Origin of the sequence: Streptomyces sp. NPDC058576 (assembly GCF_042718715.1) — a bacterium.
Lineage (GTDB): Bacteria > Actinomycetota > Actinomycetes > Streptomycetales > Streptomycetaceae > Streptomyces.
Genome location: NZ_JBHXPF010000001.1, coordinates 268,228 through 288,774, shown reverse-complemented (window position 1 = coordinate 288,774; position 20,547 = coordinate 268,228). Strand labels below are relative to the sequence as shown.

The window sequence follows — 20,547 nt, the reverse complement described above, 5'->3', positions numbered from 1 at the left end:
TCTCCCCTGACGAAAAGGCATCCCGGCATGGCCCTCGACTCCAGCAAGGTCCCCGAAGATCTCGGCGGTTCCAACGACCAGTGGGCCGAGGCGGTCGGCTTCTTCACGGGCTACAAGGCGCCGGACCGTAACACCGTGTTCGACACGCTCGTCGGCAACGAGGGCATCCCCCTGATGAAGGTGGAGATCTCCGACGTGGGCTATGTCGACTACGTCGACACCGAGGACATGAACTGGCTGCACGAGAACGCCGGTTCGGACATCACGAACACCGACTTCGTCATCCCCTTCTACCACTCCCAGGGTGGCGTGGGCTCCGACGTGTCGATGTACAAGGCGCGCATCACCCTGCTCGGCAGCAAGGGCGACGGCCGGATACCGAGTCAGGGGTACCAGGAGGGCGGTCAGTTCTCCAGCTCCATGGACGGTCACCTGGGCATGGAAGGCAAGCCGACCTGGGACACCACGTTCACCTCGCGCTACGCCTACGGCACGGGGCTCGCGCTGGAGCAGCTGCTCAACAACGCGTCGCAGGGTACCTACGGGTTCAGCTGGAACACCCTTCCCGTGAAGGACCCCGACTCCGTGACCCTCGACAACTTCGACACGGTGGCCGGGGCGTTCGACCGGGTCGCCGCGTTCTTCTCGTCCCAGCAGAAGGTCGTGGAGGAGTGGCAGAGCAGGCTCGGCACGGAGAAGGACAAGGCGTGGCGGGGCAAGGCCGCCGGTGTCTTCTGGGACCTCATCAACAAGATCAACGAGCAGTACTCGGACTACGCCGACGACATGAAGCCCGGCGGGGGCGGCACCGTCGGCTCCAAGCAGGGCGACGAGATCCGACAGGCGAAGGAGGACTTCCGGGAAGCGGTCTCGGATCTCCACAGCGTGTGGGCGAAGTGGCAGTGGCAGTACGGCAACCCGCTCGTGGTGCTGCACACCCTGCTCTCCGCGATCATGGATCACACCTGGCGCAACAACATCGCGAAGATCACGTACGAGATCGAGACCTACGGGACGTACGGCGGCGGCTACGGCACCACCACGAACTACATCTCGGAAGATGGCTTCAGCAACGAGGCCGCGATCGACGAGATCACCGGCACGGGCGACATGGCGCTGACCGTCAAACCCGAGGAATTCGGTGAGCTCAAGGAGCTCGACACCTGGGTGAAGATCGGCAACAAGGCCCTTCTCATGTGGAAGCAGACCGTCGAGGACAACCTCGACGCTGCGGCGGTCGCGGCCATGACGAAGGTGCGCGACAGCTGGAGCAACAACCAGTTCGAGCTGGGAACGGTGAAGTCGCGGGGGACCAGCGGCACGCTGGAGTCCGACTACAAGGAGGAGAAGACCGAACTCGACGAGGAGAAGGCCGCGGCCGACGCCGCCGCGGCCAAGGCCGCCGCCGAGGAAGCCGCGCGGAAGCAGGAAGAGTTCATCCAGTGGCAGAAGGACCAGGCCGCCAAGGCCGCGGAGGAGCGGAAGAAGGAGAAGGAGGAGGCGGAGCGTAAGGAGAGGGAAGCCAAGGAGGAGGCGGAGCGCAAGGAGAGGGAAGCCAAGGAGGAAGCCGAGCGCAAGGAGAGGGAAGCCAAGGCAGAGGCCGAGGCCAAGGAGAAGGAGGCTGAGGCCAAGGCAGCCGCCAAGGAGGCCGAGCAGGAGGCGAAGCAGGAGGCCAAGGAGAAGGAGGCCGAGGCCAAGGCGGCGGAGCAGGAGGCCAAGGCGGAGGCGAAGGAGGCCGAGGCCAAGGCCGAGCAGGAGGCCAAGGAGAAGGAGGCCGAGCAGAAGCAGGCCGAGCAGGAGGCCAAGCAGGAACAGCTCCGGGCCGAGCAGGAGGCCAAGCAGGAGCAGATCCGCAAGGAGCAGGAGGCCAAGCAGGCCGAAGCCCAGAACATGCAGATGATGCAGATGAACCAGGCGAAGAAGGAGCAGGAGGAGGCGAAGAAGGAGCAGGAGGCCAAGGAGGCCCAGGCCAGGGCCGAGCAGGAGGCGAAGGAGGCCGAGGCCAAGGCCGAGCAGGAGGCCAAGGAGAAGGAGGCCGAACAGAAGCAGGCCGAGCAGGAGGCCAAGCAGGAGGCGAAGGAGGCCGAGGCCAAGGCCGAGCAGGAGGCCAAGGAGAAGGAGGCGGAGCAGAAGCAGGCCGAGGCCGAGCAGAAGCAGGACCGCATCCGCACCGAGCAGGAAGAGCGCCAGGAGCAGCAGCAGGCCGAGCAGGAGCAGAAGCAGGCCGAGGCCGAGGCGAAGGCGGAGCAGAAGCAGGCGGAGCAGGAGGCCAAGCAGGAGGCGAAGGAGGCCGAGGCCAAGGCCGAGCAGGAGGCCATGCGGAAGGAGGCGGAGCAGAAGCAGGCCGAGGCCGAGCAGAAGCAGGACCGCATCCGCGAGGAGCAGGAAGCCAAGCAGGACCGGCTCCGCGAGGAGCAGGAAGCCAAGCAGAACGAGGTCCGGTCCGAGCAGGAGGCCAGGCAGAAGGAAGCCGAGGCCAAGCAGGACGAAGTCCGGCAGGAGCAGGAGCGCAGGCAGGCCGAGGCGGAGTCCAGGCTCGACAGCTCCCAGCGGGACCTCTTCGGCAACGGAGACATCCCCGACCTGTCGTCCACCACCATCAGCGGCCCCGTCAACGACGGTCCGCTCGAACTCCCCGGCGGCGGCGAGTCGCGGATCGACACGGACGGCCGCGTGATCACCGAATACCCCGACGGCTCCAAGGTCACGATCGACCCGGACACCCACTCCTCGACCATCACCCGGCCCGACGGCTCCGTCATCTCCGGTCCGCTCAACACCGGGGACCTCCTGTCCAACCCCGGCGGCAGCGTCACGCACCTGGACCCCGGCGGCAACGTGGTCACGGAGTTCCCGGACGGCTCCACCCAGACGATCAACCCGGACACCGGCACCACCACCGTCACCCGGCCCGACGGCTCGACCGTCTCCGGCTACCTGGACGAGTCCGGCCCGTCCCGCTTCGAATCCGGTCAGCTCAACAACGGCTCCCTCAACCACGGTTCCTTCGGCGACGGACTCTCCGGCCACACGCCCCCCTCGTACGACCCCGCCTCCTACGAGGAAGAACTGTTCGACGACAAGCCCTACGAGTCGCCCCTGGCGGGCACCGGGGCGTCCGACGGACCGAGCACCCCGAGCCACAACCGTCCGCTCCTGAACAGCGGGCCGTTCCCCGGACCCAGCAGCTACGGCGGGGGCGAAGGCGGCGGCAGCGGCGCACCGATGGGCGGCTCCCCGATGGGCGGCGGCATGGGCGGCGGTATGGGTGGCGGTATGGGCGGAGGCGGCGGAGGCCAGAACGACTCCGGTGAGCGCGTCCGCAACGTCATCGACGGATCGGTCTCCCGGAACCGCCGCGCCCGGCCCGGCGCCGCCGCTCCCGGCTCCGGCGGGCGGTACGCCGACGACGAGGTGCGGGTGGCCGCCGGCGGCCCCACCGCGGGCAGTTCGCCCTTCCTCCCGCCGATGGCCGGCGGCGCCCCGGGCGGGGGCGGCGCGCCCGGCCAGACCGCGACCCAGAGCGGCGAGCGCACCCGCGACTCCTGGGTGCCGGAGGACGAAGACGTCTGGGGCACCGACGAAGGCGGCGCACCGGCGGTGATCGGACGCTAGGGAGCGTCCCGCCGGCACGGCCGGGACCCGTGCGGGGCGGTGGGAGACGGTTTCGGCCGCCTCGGAAGCCGCCCCGGCGCAGGGGGAGTTCATGACACGCACACGCGTACGACAGAATGGTGTACGCGCAGGTGGAAGGGCGACTGTTGAGCGACTCGATGGAGAAGAAGCTGGCCGAGGCCATGGCCGAACTCACGGCTGTGCAGGAAGCCGTGGCGCGTGCCGAGGGTGAACTCGGCCAGTCCACGGCGACGGCCCGGTCACGGGACCGCTCGGTGGAGGTGACGGTCGGCCCGCAGGGCGAGCTGACGGGGCTGAAGTTCCCGGACAACCGGCACCGGTCCATGACGGGCCCTCAGCTCGCCGCCTCGATCATGGAGGCGGTGCAGGAGGGCCGCTCGGAGATGGCCCGCAAGGTGATGGACGTCTTCGAGCCGTTGACCCGGACCACCGGCCGGGCCACGGGTATCAGAGGCATCGACATCGACTGGGACCGGGCCTTCGGCTCGGCCCTGGAGGACTCGCACGGCGGCGGGAGGCGTTCGTCGGCCCGCCTGCACGACGAGATCCACGAGGACTGACGTAGGGACCACCGGACGAGAGGGAGGCATTCATGGCGGTAGGAAAGTTCATCGCGAACCCCGGCGAACTGCGCCGGGCCGGCGACATGATGGAGCAGCTGCCCGCGCAAGCGGCCAAGATCGGTGACAACTTCATCTCCGACATCCAGAACTACCGTGGCTGGGCCGGTTACAACGACGACTTCGCCCTCGAAGTGCTGCCCAAGTACGATGCGAACAACCAGGCGTGCCTGGACCTGATCAGGGCCGTCGGCAGCGCGTTCACGGCACTGGGCCAGGCGGTCTGGGCCAACGGCCAGCACATCGAGGGTGTTTCGACCTACGCGCGAGACGAGATCGACCGGCAGATGTCCAGCCTGGACGGGCCGGACGACTCCTCCCAGGGTGGCCGGCACTAAGTGGAAGAGATCGACTTTCCGCCGGACGTCCGGACGATGCTCTGGATCCTGCTGGGCGAAATGCCCCTGCAGGCCAGGGAGAATCTGGCGTGGGAAAGTCGTGAGCTCTACCTGGCCCTCCAGAAGGGCCTGATCGATCTCCGCGCGGCCTCGCGCGAGACGATCGAGATGGTGGAGGCGGCGTTGCCGCCGGAGGTGGCGCGTCCGTACATCGACAGTGTGCGGATGCTCACCGACGCACCCAACGGCACCGACCCCATCCAGGCGTTGCTGCTCCAGCTCGACGAACTGGCCAACGGCCAGGTGGATTACTCGCAGAAGATCCAGGCGTCGAAGTGGGAGATCATCGCCGAGATCATCATGCTGATCGCCGAACTGGCGATCCTGGCGGCGCTGATCGCGTTCACCGGCGGCGCTTCGGTCTCGCAGATGTTCCTGGCGCGGGCCCGGAGCAAGCTCGCGATCCTCATCATCATCGACCGCCTGCTGCGGATGTCGCACATCGCGCCGACCCTGGGCGAGGCCATCCAGGAGGCCATCCAGACGCTGGCGGTCCGGCTGGCGCAGATCGCGCTGAACCCGGGGGGCCGAAAGCCCGGGGGAGTGGACTGGAAGGACGTCGGCGTCGCCGCCGCCTTCGGTGCGCTCACCGCCGGCTTCATGGAGATCTTCGACAAGTTCCTGAAGCCCATCAAGAACTTCTTCAAGGACCTCCTCGGGGACATCTTCAGCAAGTTCAAGATCGACCCGAACAGTCTGCTGTTCAAGGGGCTGGTGAACGGCCCTCCCACCGTGGTCACCGTCTTCGTCGTCGGAGCCACCGCCGAGAGCACCGCCGAAGTCATCATCAACGGGGCCTTCTACGACAAGTGGGAGTTCAAGTGGGAGACGTTCGTCGGCTCCGGCACCAGCACCGTGTTCGACATGGGCGCGGGGCTGGCCATCGGCGCGGGCGCCTTCTCCATCTACAACAACTACTTCAACAACGACCGGTTCACCGACATCAACGACCTGCCGGGCCCCGACAGCATCCTGGGCGGCGGCGACGGGGGCCCGTCGGGGTCGGAGAAGCCCGGCGGCCCGGCGAGCGGCCCGGACGTCAAGGGCCCCTCGGTGGTGAAGACCAATCCGTTCACCCCCGGCCCGGCGGCCCCCTACCCCAACACCGTCTCGGCCGACCTGCCGAACGGACCGGGCAGCGGGATCGGCACCCTGCCGCCTCCCACGTACACGCCGCCGCCGGCCGTGTCGCCCCCGGCCGGTGTGAACACTCTGCCGAAGGCGGGATCCGACGCGCTGACCCGCCCCACCGACTTCTCCCCGCGCAACACCGGCGGCCCGACCGGCGTCACCGGCCCGACCAGCGTCTTCGACCCCGGCAACGTCGTCGGCCCGAACAGTGTGGCCGGTCCGACCGGCGTCACCGGCTCGAACGGCGTCACCGGCACGAGTGGGTCGCCCCTGCCCCAGCTGCCGCCGCCCACGTCGTCGCTGCCCTCGCCCTCGACGTCCACCACACCCTCCACGCTGCCGTCCTCGTCCCTGCCCGACACTTCGCCGCTGACGCCGCCGCCGACGTCGGGGCGCACCTCCGGGCCGGGGACGAACACCGACCTCACCTCGTACGACCTGACCCCGGACACCACACCCGACCTGACGCCGGACCTGGCGCCCGACCTCCTGCCGGGTACGTCTCCGGACACGTCGGGGGCGACGAACGACCTCCCCGACAACCTCACCGGGCCGAAGGGTTCGTCCACCGCGCCGGGCCCGAGCGCGATCGGCGGTTCGAACGGCCAGGACAGCGCGAACCTTCCCGACGACGTCCCGGCGGACGCGGACGGCGCACGGGACCAGCGGCAGGGCGAGACCGGTCAGGAGACACCCGGACGCGGCACGGGCGGCCGGAGCACCGGCGGACAGCCGGGGCTCGACGACACCGCGCACCAGCGGACCGACGGCGTCCCGAACCCGGCCGACGCGGACGCCGACGCCGTGGCCCCTCCCACCCCCGTCGCCACCTCGGCGGGACCGAACACCCCGGCGCCCGCGGCCGGGAACCAGGGCACCCAGCAGGGCTCCTCCGGTACGGGGAACTCCTCGCAGCAGCCGTCCCAGCAGCCCTCCCAGAACGGCCCGGGCGAGCAGGAGACCGACCAGGCGGACGCGGAGGGCCGGCAGGAAGCGGCCGACGGCACGCAGAGCCCGGCTCCTCCGCAGCCCCGGGGCACCGGCACCGACGACACCGCCCGCGCTCCCGGCGGCGGACGGAGCACGACCGGGCCCGAGAACGCCCCGGCCGCGCCGGAGGCCGTACGCACCTCCTCGGACCTGCCCACCGGCGAGGTCACCAACGAGGTCACCAACGAGGTCACCGGGGACCTGGGAGCCGGGACCGGGGCGGACCTCTCCGCCGGTTCCACGCCCGAGCCCGCCGTGCCGGTGGCCGATCCCGTGCGGCCCGAGCAGTGGCGTTCGGGGCGGACCGACGCCCCCGCCACCGCCGTACGGACCGACCCGCCGTCCGATGTCGGCCGCTCCCCCGCGGACACGACGCCGCTCGACGGCCCGGAGACCCCCGTACGGGCCTGGGTCCAGCGCATCCAGGCCGACGACGGCCGCTGGCTGAGCAACGTCTCCCTCCACCTGCCGGTCCGGACGGGGGAGGGGTTCTCCCCGGCCGAACTGGACGCCCTCCAGGAGCGGATGCGCACGCTCCTCGACACCCACCTGAACCACGGTCTCCAGCTCCCGGGCTCGGGCGACCAGCTCCACATCGACGTCACGCTCACGGCCGCGCCCGACCACGCCGAGGCCGTCGAGCTGAGCCGTACCGCGCGGCCGGAGGGCTCCGACCACCTCAACTGGCGGCTGCACCGTACCGATCCGGCCATCTCTCCGGAGGATGCGGCGGAGCGGCGGACCCGCGACGACGCGGCGGTGCTCCGACAACTGCTGGGCTACGCGGGCCTACCGGACCGGGGCCCGGCGGCCGAGGCCCTCCTGCGCCGACTGGTGCGCCAGGGCGACACGGACACCGGTACGCCCGGCCCGGCCGTTCCGCAACACTTCCTCCGGGCGGTCGAATCCGTCGTCACCAGCGGCGCCGTGGCCGACCACCCGCTCACCGCGCGGGGCACCCGGCCCCCGAGCGGCATCGACGACCCGGCGCTGGCCCTGCGGACGCCCGCCCCCGGCAGCGCTGACCCCGCGGCCCAGGTCGCGGCCGCCGTCCCCTTCCGCACCACGTCCTCCGCGCCGACGGAGACCGGAACGCCGCAGACCCCGGCGCCGGCGTCCGCCACGGACTCCGACGCGGACGTTCGGGCGGCCACCGGGCAGGAGCCCATCGCACAGAACGCGGAGGAGACCCCTCCCGCCGCCGTTCCCCTCGCCACCGAGGGCCGGGGCGACGGCCGGGGGCCCACCCCGGGAGCGGGCAAGGGCAAGGGCCGGAGCACGGACCAGGAGACCGCGCCGGCCGACGAGCCGGTCCTGTTGGACTTCCCCGGCAGCGCGGCAGTCGACGATGCCGTGGACGCGGCCCGCCGGGAGTACGAGGACGCCGCCGCCGTCTTCGGCCGGGCGGCCCGCACCGTCTCGACGCTCGACGCGCGGGTGACCAGCGGCCGGGGCGGCACCGACGACACCGCGCGGCTGTACGACGCCTGGCAGGACCTGAGCGCGGCGCAGCGGCGGCTCGACGCCGCCCTGGACCGGCTCCGCGGACTCGGCGCCGACGCCGCCCACGACGCCGCGGTCGCGTCGATCGTGCCGCGGGTGCCCCGTACGGACGCCGAACGCCGGCTCACGGCCGGCCTGGTCACCGCCGACGACCTGCCCGGCGATCCGCCGCGCCCGGCGCCCGACGACCTCTTCACTCCGCAGGAGCTGGCCGCCGCCGGGGTCACTCCGGACCAGGGCCCCGCGCTGGAGGCCGCTCTCAACGGCTCCGTGCGCTTCGAGGACAGCGGGATCACCGACCCGGTCCAGCGGGTGCGCCTGCTGATGAACCGGCCAGGCCCCTGGTCCGAGGCGCTCGACGGTATCGCGGCGCGCGCCTCCCGCCGCACCTGGAGCGCCGCCTACGAGAACTTCGCGCTCGACGCGCTCCGGGGGGCCGGAGTGCCGGCCGGCACCGATCCCGCCGAGGCGTGGCGGCGGGCGACATCGCTGGTGCTGCCGCTGGAGCTGCACCCCGTGCTCGCCGACTCCCGCCACGCGCGCGGCGACTACCTCGACGCCGTACGACAGGTGGCCCAGCACCTCGCCGCGCACGGTGCGGACGCGGTGTCGGGCAGGGAACTGGCCGCCCGGGTGCGCCGTGAACTCGGCCTGCCTCCACGGCTGCTGGGCGGCGCCCCCGCTTCGGATGAGTCGTACGCCGCCGCCGAACTGGAGCGGCTGGCCCTGCTGGAGGAGCCCGGCGCCGTACCGGACATCGACGGCCTGGCCCGGCGCGTGCTGCACCTGCCCGCGGGCTCCGAGGTCTCGGCCGGGCAGCGGGCCCAGCTCCTCGTCACGGTGGAGAACGCGATGGCCGCCGGATGGTCGTCGAGCGTCGACGCGCTCGGCGCCTACCACCTGGCGACCGGCGGGGCGCTGGACCACGGGCGCCACATCATGGCGGCGAACGGCGCCTACCAGGGGCTGAACCTCACCGGGCGGCCCGTCGGGCCGGTGGACACCACCCAGGTGTGGCAGCGCCGCAACGGCCAGTTCCAGGGGCCGCTCGATCCCCTGTGGGACGCCGGTACCGGCGCGTACGTGGTGGTGGCCGACGGTGGACACGATCACGTCGTGCTGCCGTGGGGTCAAGGACAACTCTTCGTGCCCTGGCGGGAGTTCGTGGAGCTGCTGGTCCATGACCCCGGCGTCGTCGGACTCCCGGCGGACACGCCCGTCGTCCTCGTGCTCGCCCGGGGCGGCGACCAGGGCCTGGCCCTGCCCCGCACTCTGGCGTTCCGGACGGGCCGCGACGGCGTCTGGGCGCACAGTGGCCAGGTCGGTCTGGTCACCGACCCCGCCACCGGCGTCGAGCGGATCGTCGTGGAGAACCGGCGGGCCGAAGGCCTGCCCCTGGGCGGATGGTTCGGCAGCGACGCCGACGACCTGGGCCCCGACGGAGTCGCCGAGGAAGGCTTCGTGACCGCGCTGAACGGCACGATCCTCCCCGACCCCGCCCTGAAGACGCGGACCATCGGCGACGACGGCCGGTCCATCGGCCGCGTCTCCATGTCCGACCCCGACCTGGTCACGAACGAGCCCATGCTCGAATCCATGGCGGAGATCACCGAGTTCGTCCAGTTCGACCCGGTGTCGGAGGGGGCGATCGGCGAACCGGCCGCGCTGCTGGAGAACGGGCGGCCGGTCTACCGCTTCGCGCAGCACGGCCAGCCGCTGCGCGGGGTGATGGAGGTGGCCGACGGCAGTCCGCCAATCCAGGTGGGCGGGGAGGAGACCGGCCGGTTCATCCGCCGCCGGCCCAGCATGCGGAAGCTCGGCCCGAACGCCGTCATCGACCTCGGCTCGTGCTGGGCCGACGCCCTGGCGGAGGACCTGCCCTATCTGTCGGACGCGGGGGAGCCCCCGTACGTGTTCGACGTCCTCGGCACCACCTCGTACGCGCAGGGCGTGGCCAACGGCAGCGGTGCCGGGGTCATGGCGGTGGACCGTGTCCACGTGCTGATGCGCGGGGCGACCCCGAAGGCGGGTGCGCTGGCGAGCCCCTCGGGCGAGCGGGGTGTGCGCAGCCTGCTGCTCCCCGAACCGGGCCCGGCCGGCCTGGCCGCCCTGGCGCGTACGGCGCGACTGCACACCGGGGACGGGCCGGTACCCGCCGACGTCCTCGACACCACACTGCGCCTCGTGAAGGCCCTGCGGCGGTCGTTCGGCGCCGACGTGGCATCGGACGGACAGTTCGAGGCGCTGCTGAGAGGTATCGGTGCCCTGGAGAACATGCGCCGGGCCGATCCGCATCTGCGCGTCCTGGGACCGTTCACCCTCCACCACCTGCACCTGGTCACGCACGCCCGCCACCAGCGCACCAGCAACGACCCGCCGTCCCGGGACGACGTCCGGCGAGTCCTGCTCGACGCCGCCGGGAAGAGGGACGAGGCCGCCGCCGGGCGGCTGACGCTGCACCAGTACACGCCCATGCCGTCGCTGGACTGGGCGCTGAAGCGGCTGGCCGGCCGGGATCTGGCCGCGCTCGCCGCCGACGTGCTGCGGCTGCCGGACGCGGGCGCGGTCTCCCGTGCGGACGTGAGCCGGCTGGTGTGGGGCGCGGTCAAGGGCGCCGAGGCCCTGCGGTCGGTGACCGACCCCGTCGCCCTGGCGAAGAAGGCGCTGCACCTGCCCGGCTCCGCCGCCCCGACGCCGGACGAGGCGGGCGACCGGCTGCTGTGGCTGATGGCCGGCGCGGCGGTCACCGGGTTCGACCCCGCCGACCCGACGGAACTCGCCGCGTGGGACCTCGTACGGCACGGCGCTCTCGACGACAGCACCCGGCTGCTGGCCGACGGCGTGCCGACCGGCCGCAACTGGACCCGCGGGACCGTCACCGGGGACATCGCGACCGAGGGGTACCTCGTCTCGCCCGACGGCGGCCTGGACGGCGCCACCCCGCACCCGGCGTCGTGGCCCGACGCCCCCAGCGGATCGGCCGCCAAGGCGTACGTGCTCAACGCGGACAGCACGAACGGCCATGTCGCCATGCCGTGGACCGACGGCTCCAGCCGCTGGGTGCCGGGCAGCGAGATCGCCGCCCTGCTCCGCCACGACCGGGTCCACCAGCAGATCGCCCTGCGCGCCCCGCTCCTGGTGATCGGTACCCACACCCGTCCCGGCGGCCTCGCGCAGCACCTCGCCGGGCGGGCGGGGACGGCCCGCACGACCCTGCTGTCCGAGCTGCCCAGCGCCCCCGTCCCGCATCCGGTGAACGGCCGGAACGCGATCGTCCTGACCGAGGGGACGGCCGCCCGGACCGACCACTGGCAGACCCGGCGGCCCGCCGCCCTGCCCGGTGTCTCCGCCCAGCAGGGCCCCCTCCACACGTTCACCGGACGGGCCCCCGGGACCGAGTCGTCCACGGCGGTGGCGACCAGCTCCACCGCCGTCGCGCCCGCCCCGCTCTCGCAGTACATCCGCGACCACGGCCGGCGCCACGACGGGCACGTCGGCCTCGTCCTCCACGAGCCGACCCCCGAAACCGTCCTGGACGGACTGCACCGGAGCATCGTCGAGGCCCTCGGCGCCGACCCGGAGACCACCGACGGACAGCGGCTGCTGACCCGGCTCCAGGACGTGCTGAGCGCCGAGGAGATCGAGCTGAACCGGCCGTACCTGCGCAGCCGCCAGGGACACCGGATCACGCTCCGGCACGGCGGCCGCGACCGGACGGTGGACGTACGCCTCTCCTACGCCGACCCCGTACGGTCCACCAAGTACGGCGGCGACAGCGGCGGGCGCCCGCCGACTCTCCCGGACATGGGCGTCGAGGCCAGGGCCGGCGGCGGGCAGTCCACCGCGCACGTCGAGGGCTCGGGCAACATCCGCACCGGTTCGGTGCCGTGGAGCGGGATCTTCCCGGACGACCGCGCCGGGGCGCTGCGCTGGTGGGACAGCACCGTCAACGTGTCCGCGACGCACAACCAGCTCACCCAGTCCGTCACCGTCGGCGAGACCTTCCTGGTCACGAGCAAGCAGCAGGCCGAGGAGCCCGCGCACCCGATGGACGTGGACGGGCGGTGGCAGATCCAGGTCGACACGCCTCGCGAGAGTGAGACCGACAACTGGCAGGCCGAGCAGTCGCACGGCGCCCTCACGATCTGGTTCCACGAGCACCTCGCCTTCGACGGCGACGACACCACCGCGCTGCCGGAGCCCGGCGGTGTGGACGACCTGCCGCTGTGGGGCGGCGACAGCGTCGCCGAACCCCGCCGCCTGCTGACCGAACTGCTCCAGGACAACACGTTCGTAGCGCTGCGGAACCTCGACGAGGACTCGGAACGGGCGCTGGAGAACTTCCTCTCGCAGCGGATGCTCCAAGGCACCCCGCACCTCCAGCGCGACGGCGGGGTGTTCTCGCCGACCCTCCTGGACGACGACGGCAACGCGGTCGGCGTCCTGGAACTGACCGCGGTGATCGAACCGGGGCCGCCGATGCGCAAGAGCGCCGACGGCAGGTCCACGCTGGAGACCTGGTTCTCGCACGCGTCCAGCGTGGACAAGTCGGCGAAGCTGACCAGCGGCATGGGCGTCGAGGCGTCCGGCGGGCCGGCGTTCACCACCGACCACACCCCCGGCCACCCGGCCGCCGGCACGTCCTTCGGCGGCAACCTCATGGGCAAGGCCGCCGTCAACTGGCAGCTGACCGACCAGCTCAGCAACGTCAGCAGCGCCACGCTCATGCACGGGCTCCGCACCAAGAGCAGCCACCTGCTGACCAGCGGCCGGGTCGCCTACACCGTGACGCTGCACCGGGCCGGCGGCGGCCGGGTCAGCTCCACTTTCGGGCCGTGGACGGACGGCCTGCGGCTGCGGATCGCCCAGCGCGCCACGATGGCGGGCCACCGCCCGACCCCGGCGGAACTGCGCGAACTCCCCGAGCACCTGGAGAACCTGGAGAGCATCGGGTACACCGAGACGCCGCTGAAGGTGGACGGGGCGGACCCGCTGTTCACCGCCGCGGAGGCCTGGCTGCGCAGGGAGGGGTTCCTGCCGCCCGCCCGGCCCCGGAACAGGTCGGCGGTCTTCCGGCTGGACGAGCCGCTCGTGGTGGCCCAGTTGGAGAACCTGCGGCGGCTGCGGCAGATGCGCTCGACCTTCGGCCTCGCCTCGTCGGCGCCCGACGCCGTGGACGGCGGGGAGTCGGTCTGGCTGGAGCGGCCGAACGCGGTCTCGGGCACCCGTCGTGTGCAACTGGTCTTCTCCGCCGCCCGGGACACCGCTCGGCCCGCCGTCCACACCCGCCGTCTGCCCGACGTGCTGCACGTCGGCTCCAGCTCGTACGAGTCCGGCGGCGGTGGCCAGCGTGGCACCGCGCTGAGCGGCGCCCTCGGCGGCGGAGGCGGCCTCAACGCCCCCATCGACCGGGGCTCCTGGGGCCTGAACACGGCCCCGGACTACCTCGGCACCCGGCAGCTCAGCGACGCCTCCTCCACCGCCGGCCAGGTCGGCTACGACCAGTTCACGATGACCACCCGCAACGGCAGCGAACTCTTCGAGGTGCCCGCCCGGCTCGGCCTCGACCTGTACGAGGGCACCGGCGAGGACCCGCTCGTCCGGTTCGCCGAGACCGACGCCGACGGGAACCCGGCGCGGCCCGCGGCGGAGCCGGAGGCGGCGGACGACCTGGAGATGCAGCTCGGGGCCGCCGCCACGCCCACCGTGCCGGGAAGCGTCCGGCTGCTGGTGCCGCACTACCGCACCCGCGTCCCCGCCCCGGCACCCCTGCCCGCCCCGGCCCCCGCACCCCGTCCGGGACATGTGATCCGGCAGCCCGTCACCGACGGCGGCCCGACGGACGACCAGCGGCGCCTCGCCCTGGTCGACGACCGCGGCCGTCCGCTGCCCGGCCTGACCAGGCTCCCCGAAGGCGCCATCGTCGACACCTTCCGGGGCACCACCGCGCTGATGGCGGCCCTGCGGAGCATCGTCGCGGGCACCTACCCGGGCAGCCCGGGCCGGGGCCGGGTCGGGCGGGCCGTCCAGCGCGCCTCCGCGACGCTGACCGGGCTGGCCACGGAGACCGCCCGGCGGGGCTCCGCGATGAAGGAAGCGCTCCCGGCGAGCCTGTCCGGTGCCGTCAACCGGGCCGGCTCGGCCGTCAACTGGGCCGCCACACCGGTGGTCTGGGCCGCCAGGACGTCCACGGACGGTGCGGCGGTAACCTACAAGTGGACCTCCGTCGCCGTGGCGGGCGCCTCCCTGAACGACCGGGGCACCCTGGCGGCCGAGGCCCGGCAGGACGCGATCAGGCCCGGCCAGCTCATCTCCAGGGCCCCCCAGATCCTGGGCGGCGCCTACGTGGTGGAGGGGCTGACGCTGCCCGGCATGGCGGCCGACCAGGTCATGATGCTGGAGGTCACCGGCTACCTCTCCAACCCCCGCAACCTGGGCTCCGAATCGCTCTACTCGGAGCAGGACGTCCTGAGCGGGGACACCTCCGGCCGGCAGCGCGGCGTCGGCGTCACCCACCAGGGCAACCTGCAGGTCACGGCGTTGCAGGCGGCCCCGACCCCGCCCGAGCTGCTGGTCCACCAGGCCAACCCGGGCGGCCGCTACTCCCAGTCCCGCCGCACCGACGGCACCGCCACCGTGGGCTCCGGCACGAAGATCACCCACGCCACGGAGCACAGCGGCGACACCCTCTGGATCGGCAACGACCTGACGCTGTTGCTGACCGTCCGCTGGGGCGTGCGCAACATCGCGGGGAACACCGTCGGCCTCGGCCCCTACACCCCGGTCACGGTCGCCATCGATCTGCCGCGCGCCGTCACGTACCTCGCCCCCGCCCAGGCCGTGGCCCAACTGGCGGCCTGGTTCCAGGGCATGCCCGGCATCCCCGCCCTCACCCTGAACCCGCTCGACGTCCCGCTGCCCGACCGGTACGTCCGGACCCGGCAGTTGGGCAAGGCGACCGTCCTGACGGTCACCCAGCTCGACGACACGGCCAACCGCCGCGAGCGCCGCGACCGGATGCGCCAGGAGCTGACGGCCCTGGTGGAGAGCGAGGCGCCCGGCGCCCTCCGGCCCGGCCACGCCTCCTACCTGCCGGGCGTGGCCACCGAGATCGCCCGGGTCACCGAACCCGCCGCGCTGCGCGCCCTGCCCGGACGGGGCCCCGGCGGACAGGCGCGCTTCCACTTCCTCCACGTCGCCTACGGCGGGGCGCGCCTGGTCGAGGTCGCTCTGACCGCCGAACCGATGCTCCAGACGCCCGCCCTGCGCGGCCTGCGCGCGCGCAGGGCGGGCGCGGGCACCGGCCTGGAACACGTCGACACCCACACCCCGCAGTCCAGGGTGACCACCTCCGGGACCACCACCACCCGGCAGGGCACGGTCAACCCGGTCTCCCGCTACCCGCGCCCCGGCGCGACCGGGTGGACGGACCGCGCGGGACCGTCCCTGGCGGTGGCCGAGACCCGGGCCCGTACGGCCCGTTCCGAAGTGGCCACGGAGGACCGCTTCTGGACCCGTTCGGGCAGCGTCGCCGACTTCGCCGTCGACTACCGCTACACCGCCACCGTCCGCTCCCAGGCCGTGTGGCAGTGGCCCGCCAACCTTCCCGGCGCCCTCTTCCAGTCCGGCCTGCTCAACCTCTCCGGCCTGGACGGGGACGTGGCGCAGCGGGTCCGCAGCTGGGCCGGGCGCCTGCTGCGCGGCCGCCCGGTCAGCCGCGTCTCCGTACCGGCCGCGACGGCCCTGCGGTTCGTCGCCTCCGAGGCCGACCGGCCCAAGCGGCACGAGGGGCCCCGGGCGCCCGCGCTGCTCGGCGGCGACCCGCTGCTGCTCACGGCCGCCGACGCCGCGGCCCAGGGGACCACCCCCTTCCCGCAGGGCGTCCGGCTGGAGACCACCGGCCCGACACCGGTGTACGACTACAACGCCGCCCCGCAGCTGATGCGGGCGCTGCACGACGTCGACCCGCGCATGGCCGCCGCGTGGGGGCTGCCCGCCAGCGCCTCCGCGGAGGCCGTCGCCGCCCGCCTCGCCGAGCTGGTCCAGGCCGGCGAGATCACCCTCGACCCCTCCCGCACGGCGGCGGGGCTGACCGACATGATGCCCGGCAGCTGGCCGGTCGAGAGCCCCGGCACCGCGCCGGCCCTGCGCATATCCCTGCACAACCCGCGGCCGGTCACCGAGGCCGGCGACGTCGCCATCGACCGGGTCCGGCGGCAGAACCGCACCGCGGCCGTGGCCTCGTCCGCCGCCGGCTCCTTCGTCCTCAACCAGCAGGGCTCCTACAGCCTGGCCGACGGCAACCGCCAGGTGCTCGGGGTGACCTTCCCCCTGGCGGCACAGCAGCCCCACGCGCTCTCCGCGGGCGGCAACGCCTCCGCCTTCTCCTTCAGCCGGCTGCGGACCGGCGCGACCAGCGACCCGGCCGACCGGCGCATCCCCCGCACCTACGAGACCCTCGTCGACACCGTCATCGAGGTCGACGGCCCGGGCGGCGTCCGGTACGTCACCGGCAGCTCCACCACCCGCCTGTGGGAACGCGACGTCCTCGGCTTCGGCGTCACCCCGGCGCGACCGGGTCCCCGGATCTACGACCTGCCCGCGATCCTGGCCGACCAGGACGCGGACGACCTGCGCGACTGGGCCCAGCACCCGGTCACCGACCTGCCGGACGTGCTGGCGGACGCCATCGACGAGCAGGACGCGTCGGCCGAGCTGTGGCTCGCGCTCGGCCCCGACCCGGACGGCACCCGGCTGGCCCGCGCCCTGTTCGTCGGCTCCCTCACGGCCGCCCGGGCCGGGAAGCCGGTCGAACTGGTCATCCGCACCGGCCAGGGGCTCCGGATCTGGCCCTTCGCCGCCGACGGCTCGCTCACCGACACCACGGCCGCCACCGACGATGCCTGGCAGAACGTGGCGGACACCATCGGCGTCCACCTCGGCGCCGTGCGGGCCGAGGCGGCGGCCCGGTACCGCGAGGGGCGGCTCACCCGGCGGCAGCCCGGCGCGCTCGCCGCGCTGGACACCGCCGACCGGGCCGTGGACACCGCCGCCACCGCACACCGGGACGCCGACCGCGCGCACACGGCCGCCCGCCGAGACGCCGCGACGGTACGGACGGAACTCACCACGCTGCGGGGCCGGATCACCGAGGCCCGGGCGGAGATCACCCGGCTCGACACCGAGGCCCGGGAGGCACAGGCCCGCTACGACGACACCGCCGACGAGGAGCGCGGGCTCCACGCCCGGTGGCAGCGGGCACGGGCCGAGGTGGCCCGGCTGGAAGAGCTCGTCGCCGCCGCCCCGGACGCCGACCCGGCGTCCCCGGACGGGCAGGACGCCCTGGACGCGGCGATCGAGCAGGCCGACGCGCTCCGGGACCGGGGCCGGGCCCTGCACCAGCGGCGCGAGGAGGACCTGGACACGGCGGAGACCGCCCGCGAGGAGGCGGACGGGCTGCGGACCCGCCTGGAGCGGGCCGTCGCCCGGGAGACCACACTCGCCGGGAACCTCCGCCGCGCCGAGACGGCGGTCGCCGCGGCCGCCCACGCCCTGCGGCAGGCGGAGGCCGGGCTGCGCCGGGCGACCGGGGTACGCGACACGATCCAGGACCAGGTCGACGGCATCGAGGCCGAACTGATCGACGTGCGGAACGAGTTGGGCGAGCAGGCGCGCCGCCACACCCAGGCGTGGGAGGACCTGCCCGCCCTCACCGGCGCGCTGGAGACCGGCCGCCGCGCCGAGGGGCTCGGCGCCGGGCCGTCCCTGCGCGGTTCCGTCTCCTCCGCGCCCGCCCGTCCGACCCGCGCCGGGCGGCTGCGCGGACAGCCCCTGCCCGCCCCGCCGCCCGAGACGTCGGCGACGGCCACCGCCACGGCCCCGCCGCCCACCGCGACGCCGACGCCCGCGCCGCGCCCCGGCCTGCCCGTCGCCGAACGCACCGAACTGGCCGCCGGGCTGGCCGCGATGACCGAGGACGAGCGCGCCTCCCGGCTGCTGTCCCTGTCGTCCGCCGACCGGGAGGCCCTGGCCGCCGACCGGGCGCTCACCGCCGGGCTGCGCCGGACCCTGCCCGCCGAGGAATTCGCCCGGACCGCCGCCCTCCTGATGGTCGACGTACCGCCCGGCGTGGACCTCCCCGTCTCCTCCGGCATCGAGGCGCGGGCGCAGGTGGCCCGGATGCTGCGCTCGCCCGCCGTGGCCGAACGCATGCTGAACGAGGGCGCGCGGCTGATCGTGGTCCCCAAGGACGCCGCGACGACCTCGCTCGACGCGTTCGGCCTCCTGCGCGGCGAGACGGACGAAAACGCGCGCCCCTACGACATCCTGCGCGGTGTCGAGGCCGGCGGACTGGCCGCCGTCGGCGAGGAGAACCTGCTGGGCGACACCACCGCCGTACCCGGGTCCGGGCTGTACGCCGACGGCTACTCCGCCGCGACCCACGAGTTCGCGCACGCCCTCCACCGCCACGGCCTCACCGACGAGCAGCGCCGGCTCATCACCGAGGCGTACCACGACAAGGTGCTGGCGGGCAGCTTCGGCGCCTGGCCCGACGGACCGCTGTACGACAGCTCCGGCACCCACCGCAACTACTCGGCCCGGAACGAGTTCGAGTACTTCGCCCAGCTCACCAACGCCTACCTCGGCACGAACACCGGCACCGACCCCTACACCGGCCACCCCCGCAACAACGGCGCGAAGTGGGTCCGGCGCAACGAGCCGACGCTGCTGCCGCTCCTCCAGGAGCTGTACGGACCCGACCCGAAGGCCGTACACCACTGGGGCGCCAACCCCCGGGCCGAGCAGGACACCTGGGCGGCCTTCCGCGCCCTGTGGGACGGACACGACGGGGCGTACGAGCCGCAGCCCCACGCGCCCGTCCCCGCGCCGCCCGCCCCACCGCGCTCCGCCCCGCTCAGCCGCCCCCGGCTGACGGCGACGGCCCGGCGGATCGCGGGCCCCGCACCACGCCGGGGCCTCACCGAGCGGCGGTGCCTGGTCCTGCTGGGCGCGCTCCGCGACGCCCTGTACCCGGGCGGCGTACGGCCGGCGGCCACGGTCGACGACGCGGCGCTCGGCACCGCGACACCGGCCTCCACCCTGATCCCGGGGCCGGGCTGGAGCCCCGTGGGCTCGTGGGAGGCGGTGGCCCGGACCGTCGCCGCCCACGGGCCGGGCGCGGCGGCGTTCGTCCTGGCACGCCGTCAGGGCGAGGCGCTGGGCCACGCGTGGGCCGCCTACCACCTCGGCGGTTTCGACGGCGTGCTGTGGCTGGACCTCTCGGCCCGGGACGGCCGGCAGCTCTCCTCCGCGCCGCCCCCGGTCGCGGCGTCCGAGGCGCGGGCCCTGGTCGTCGGCCCGGCGGGCCGGGCCGTCGAGGGCGCCCTGCCCGCCTTCGCCGCGTCGTCCTCCACCCCGCACTCCCTGCTGGACGCGGCGACCGGCCGCGCCCACGGAGCCATCGGCCTGGAGATCGAACGGCGGCTGGTCTTCGTGATCAGCGGCCTCGGCAATGTTCCGGCCAAGCAGATCCTGGCCACCGCCCCCGGATTCAGCATCGTCACGGACCACGCGAGTGTCACGCGGACGGCCGACGGCCGCCTGCACCTGACCTATCCGCCCATCGCGCCGGGCGACCCGAAGCCCCAGCAGTTCGGCTACCTCATCGGTGAGATCGTCGTCGAGCCGATGGCGGTGCTCCCGGGAGAACGGCGGCAGAACCCCGAGGAGACACTGGAGCGGCTCGCCCGGGTGGAACGGGCCCTGGACGGCCGCGACGAGCCGGGCGCGGCCCCGCAGACCGCCCTCGCCGACCTGCTGCCCTCCGAGGACGGCTGGACGGTCACCGAACTGGGCGGCAGGACTCTGGTCGGCCAGACCCCGGTCCGGACGAACCGCGCCTACGTGCAGCCCACCCCCGGCTTCCCCGCGCTGGGTCTGAGCCTGCTCCAGGACCGGGTGGTGGACCGGCTGCCCAGGGGCGCGATCGGGGCGGTGGAGGCGTCGGGCCGGGAGTTCGCGATGAAGGCCACCGCGGAGTTCGTCCGCGCCGTCACCGGACGGACCGACGTGCCGGACGTGGTCGTCCCCTTCCTCGCCCCGGTCCCGGAGGTCGACGACCTGTGGGGCTACCTCCGCTTCGCCTACGCCCACGCCGTCGCCCGGCCGACCGGCGTCATCCTCAACCAGGGCCCCGCAGCGTTCATGGTGAAGAACGGCCTGGCGGTGGCGTCGCGCCCGGCCTTCGACCGGGTACTGCGGGCGCTGCG

4 protein-coding genes (1 of these 4 only partly in view) are annotated in these 20,547 nt (G+C 73.7%); all 4 read left to right on the top strand.

Annotation, left to right across the window (positions count from 1 at the left end):
• The first annotated feature begins 27 nt into the window (after nt 1-27).
• On the top strand, nt 28-3,615 hold the full coding sequence (locus tag ACFWRV_RS01095) for an AAWKG family protein (RefSeq protein WP_384326567.1): 3,588 nt from the start codon (nt 28-30) through the stop codon (nt 3,613-3,615).
• 146 nt (nt 3,616-3,761) lie between these two features.
• A complete protein-coding gene (locus ACFWRV_RS01090) occupies nt 3,762-4,196 on the top strand; it encodes a YbaB/EbfC family nucleoid-associated protein (protein ID WP_384326565.1) in 435 nt (144 codons plus the stop codon).
• A gap of 32 nt (nt 4,197-4,228) precedes the next feature.
• Complete coding sequence (locus tag ACFWRV_RS01085; protein ID WP_384326563.1) at nt 4,229-4,594, top strand: hypothetical protein; 366 nt, start codon at nt 4,229-4,231, stop codon at nt 4,592-4,594.
• A protein-coding gene (locus ACFWRV_RS01080) for a lonely Cys domain-containing protein (RefSeq protein ID WP_384326561.1) crosses the window boundary here: on the top strand, nt 4,595-20,547 show its 5' end (the start). The gene runs 24,313 nt beyond the window's last position; only the first 15,953 of its 40,266 coding nucleotides appear in the window; the start codon lies at nt 4,595-4,597; its stop codon lies off the right edge, out of view.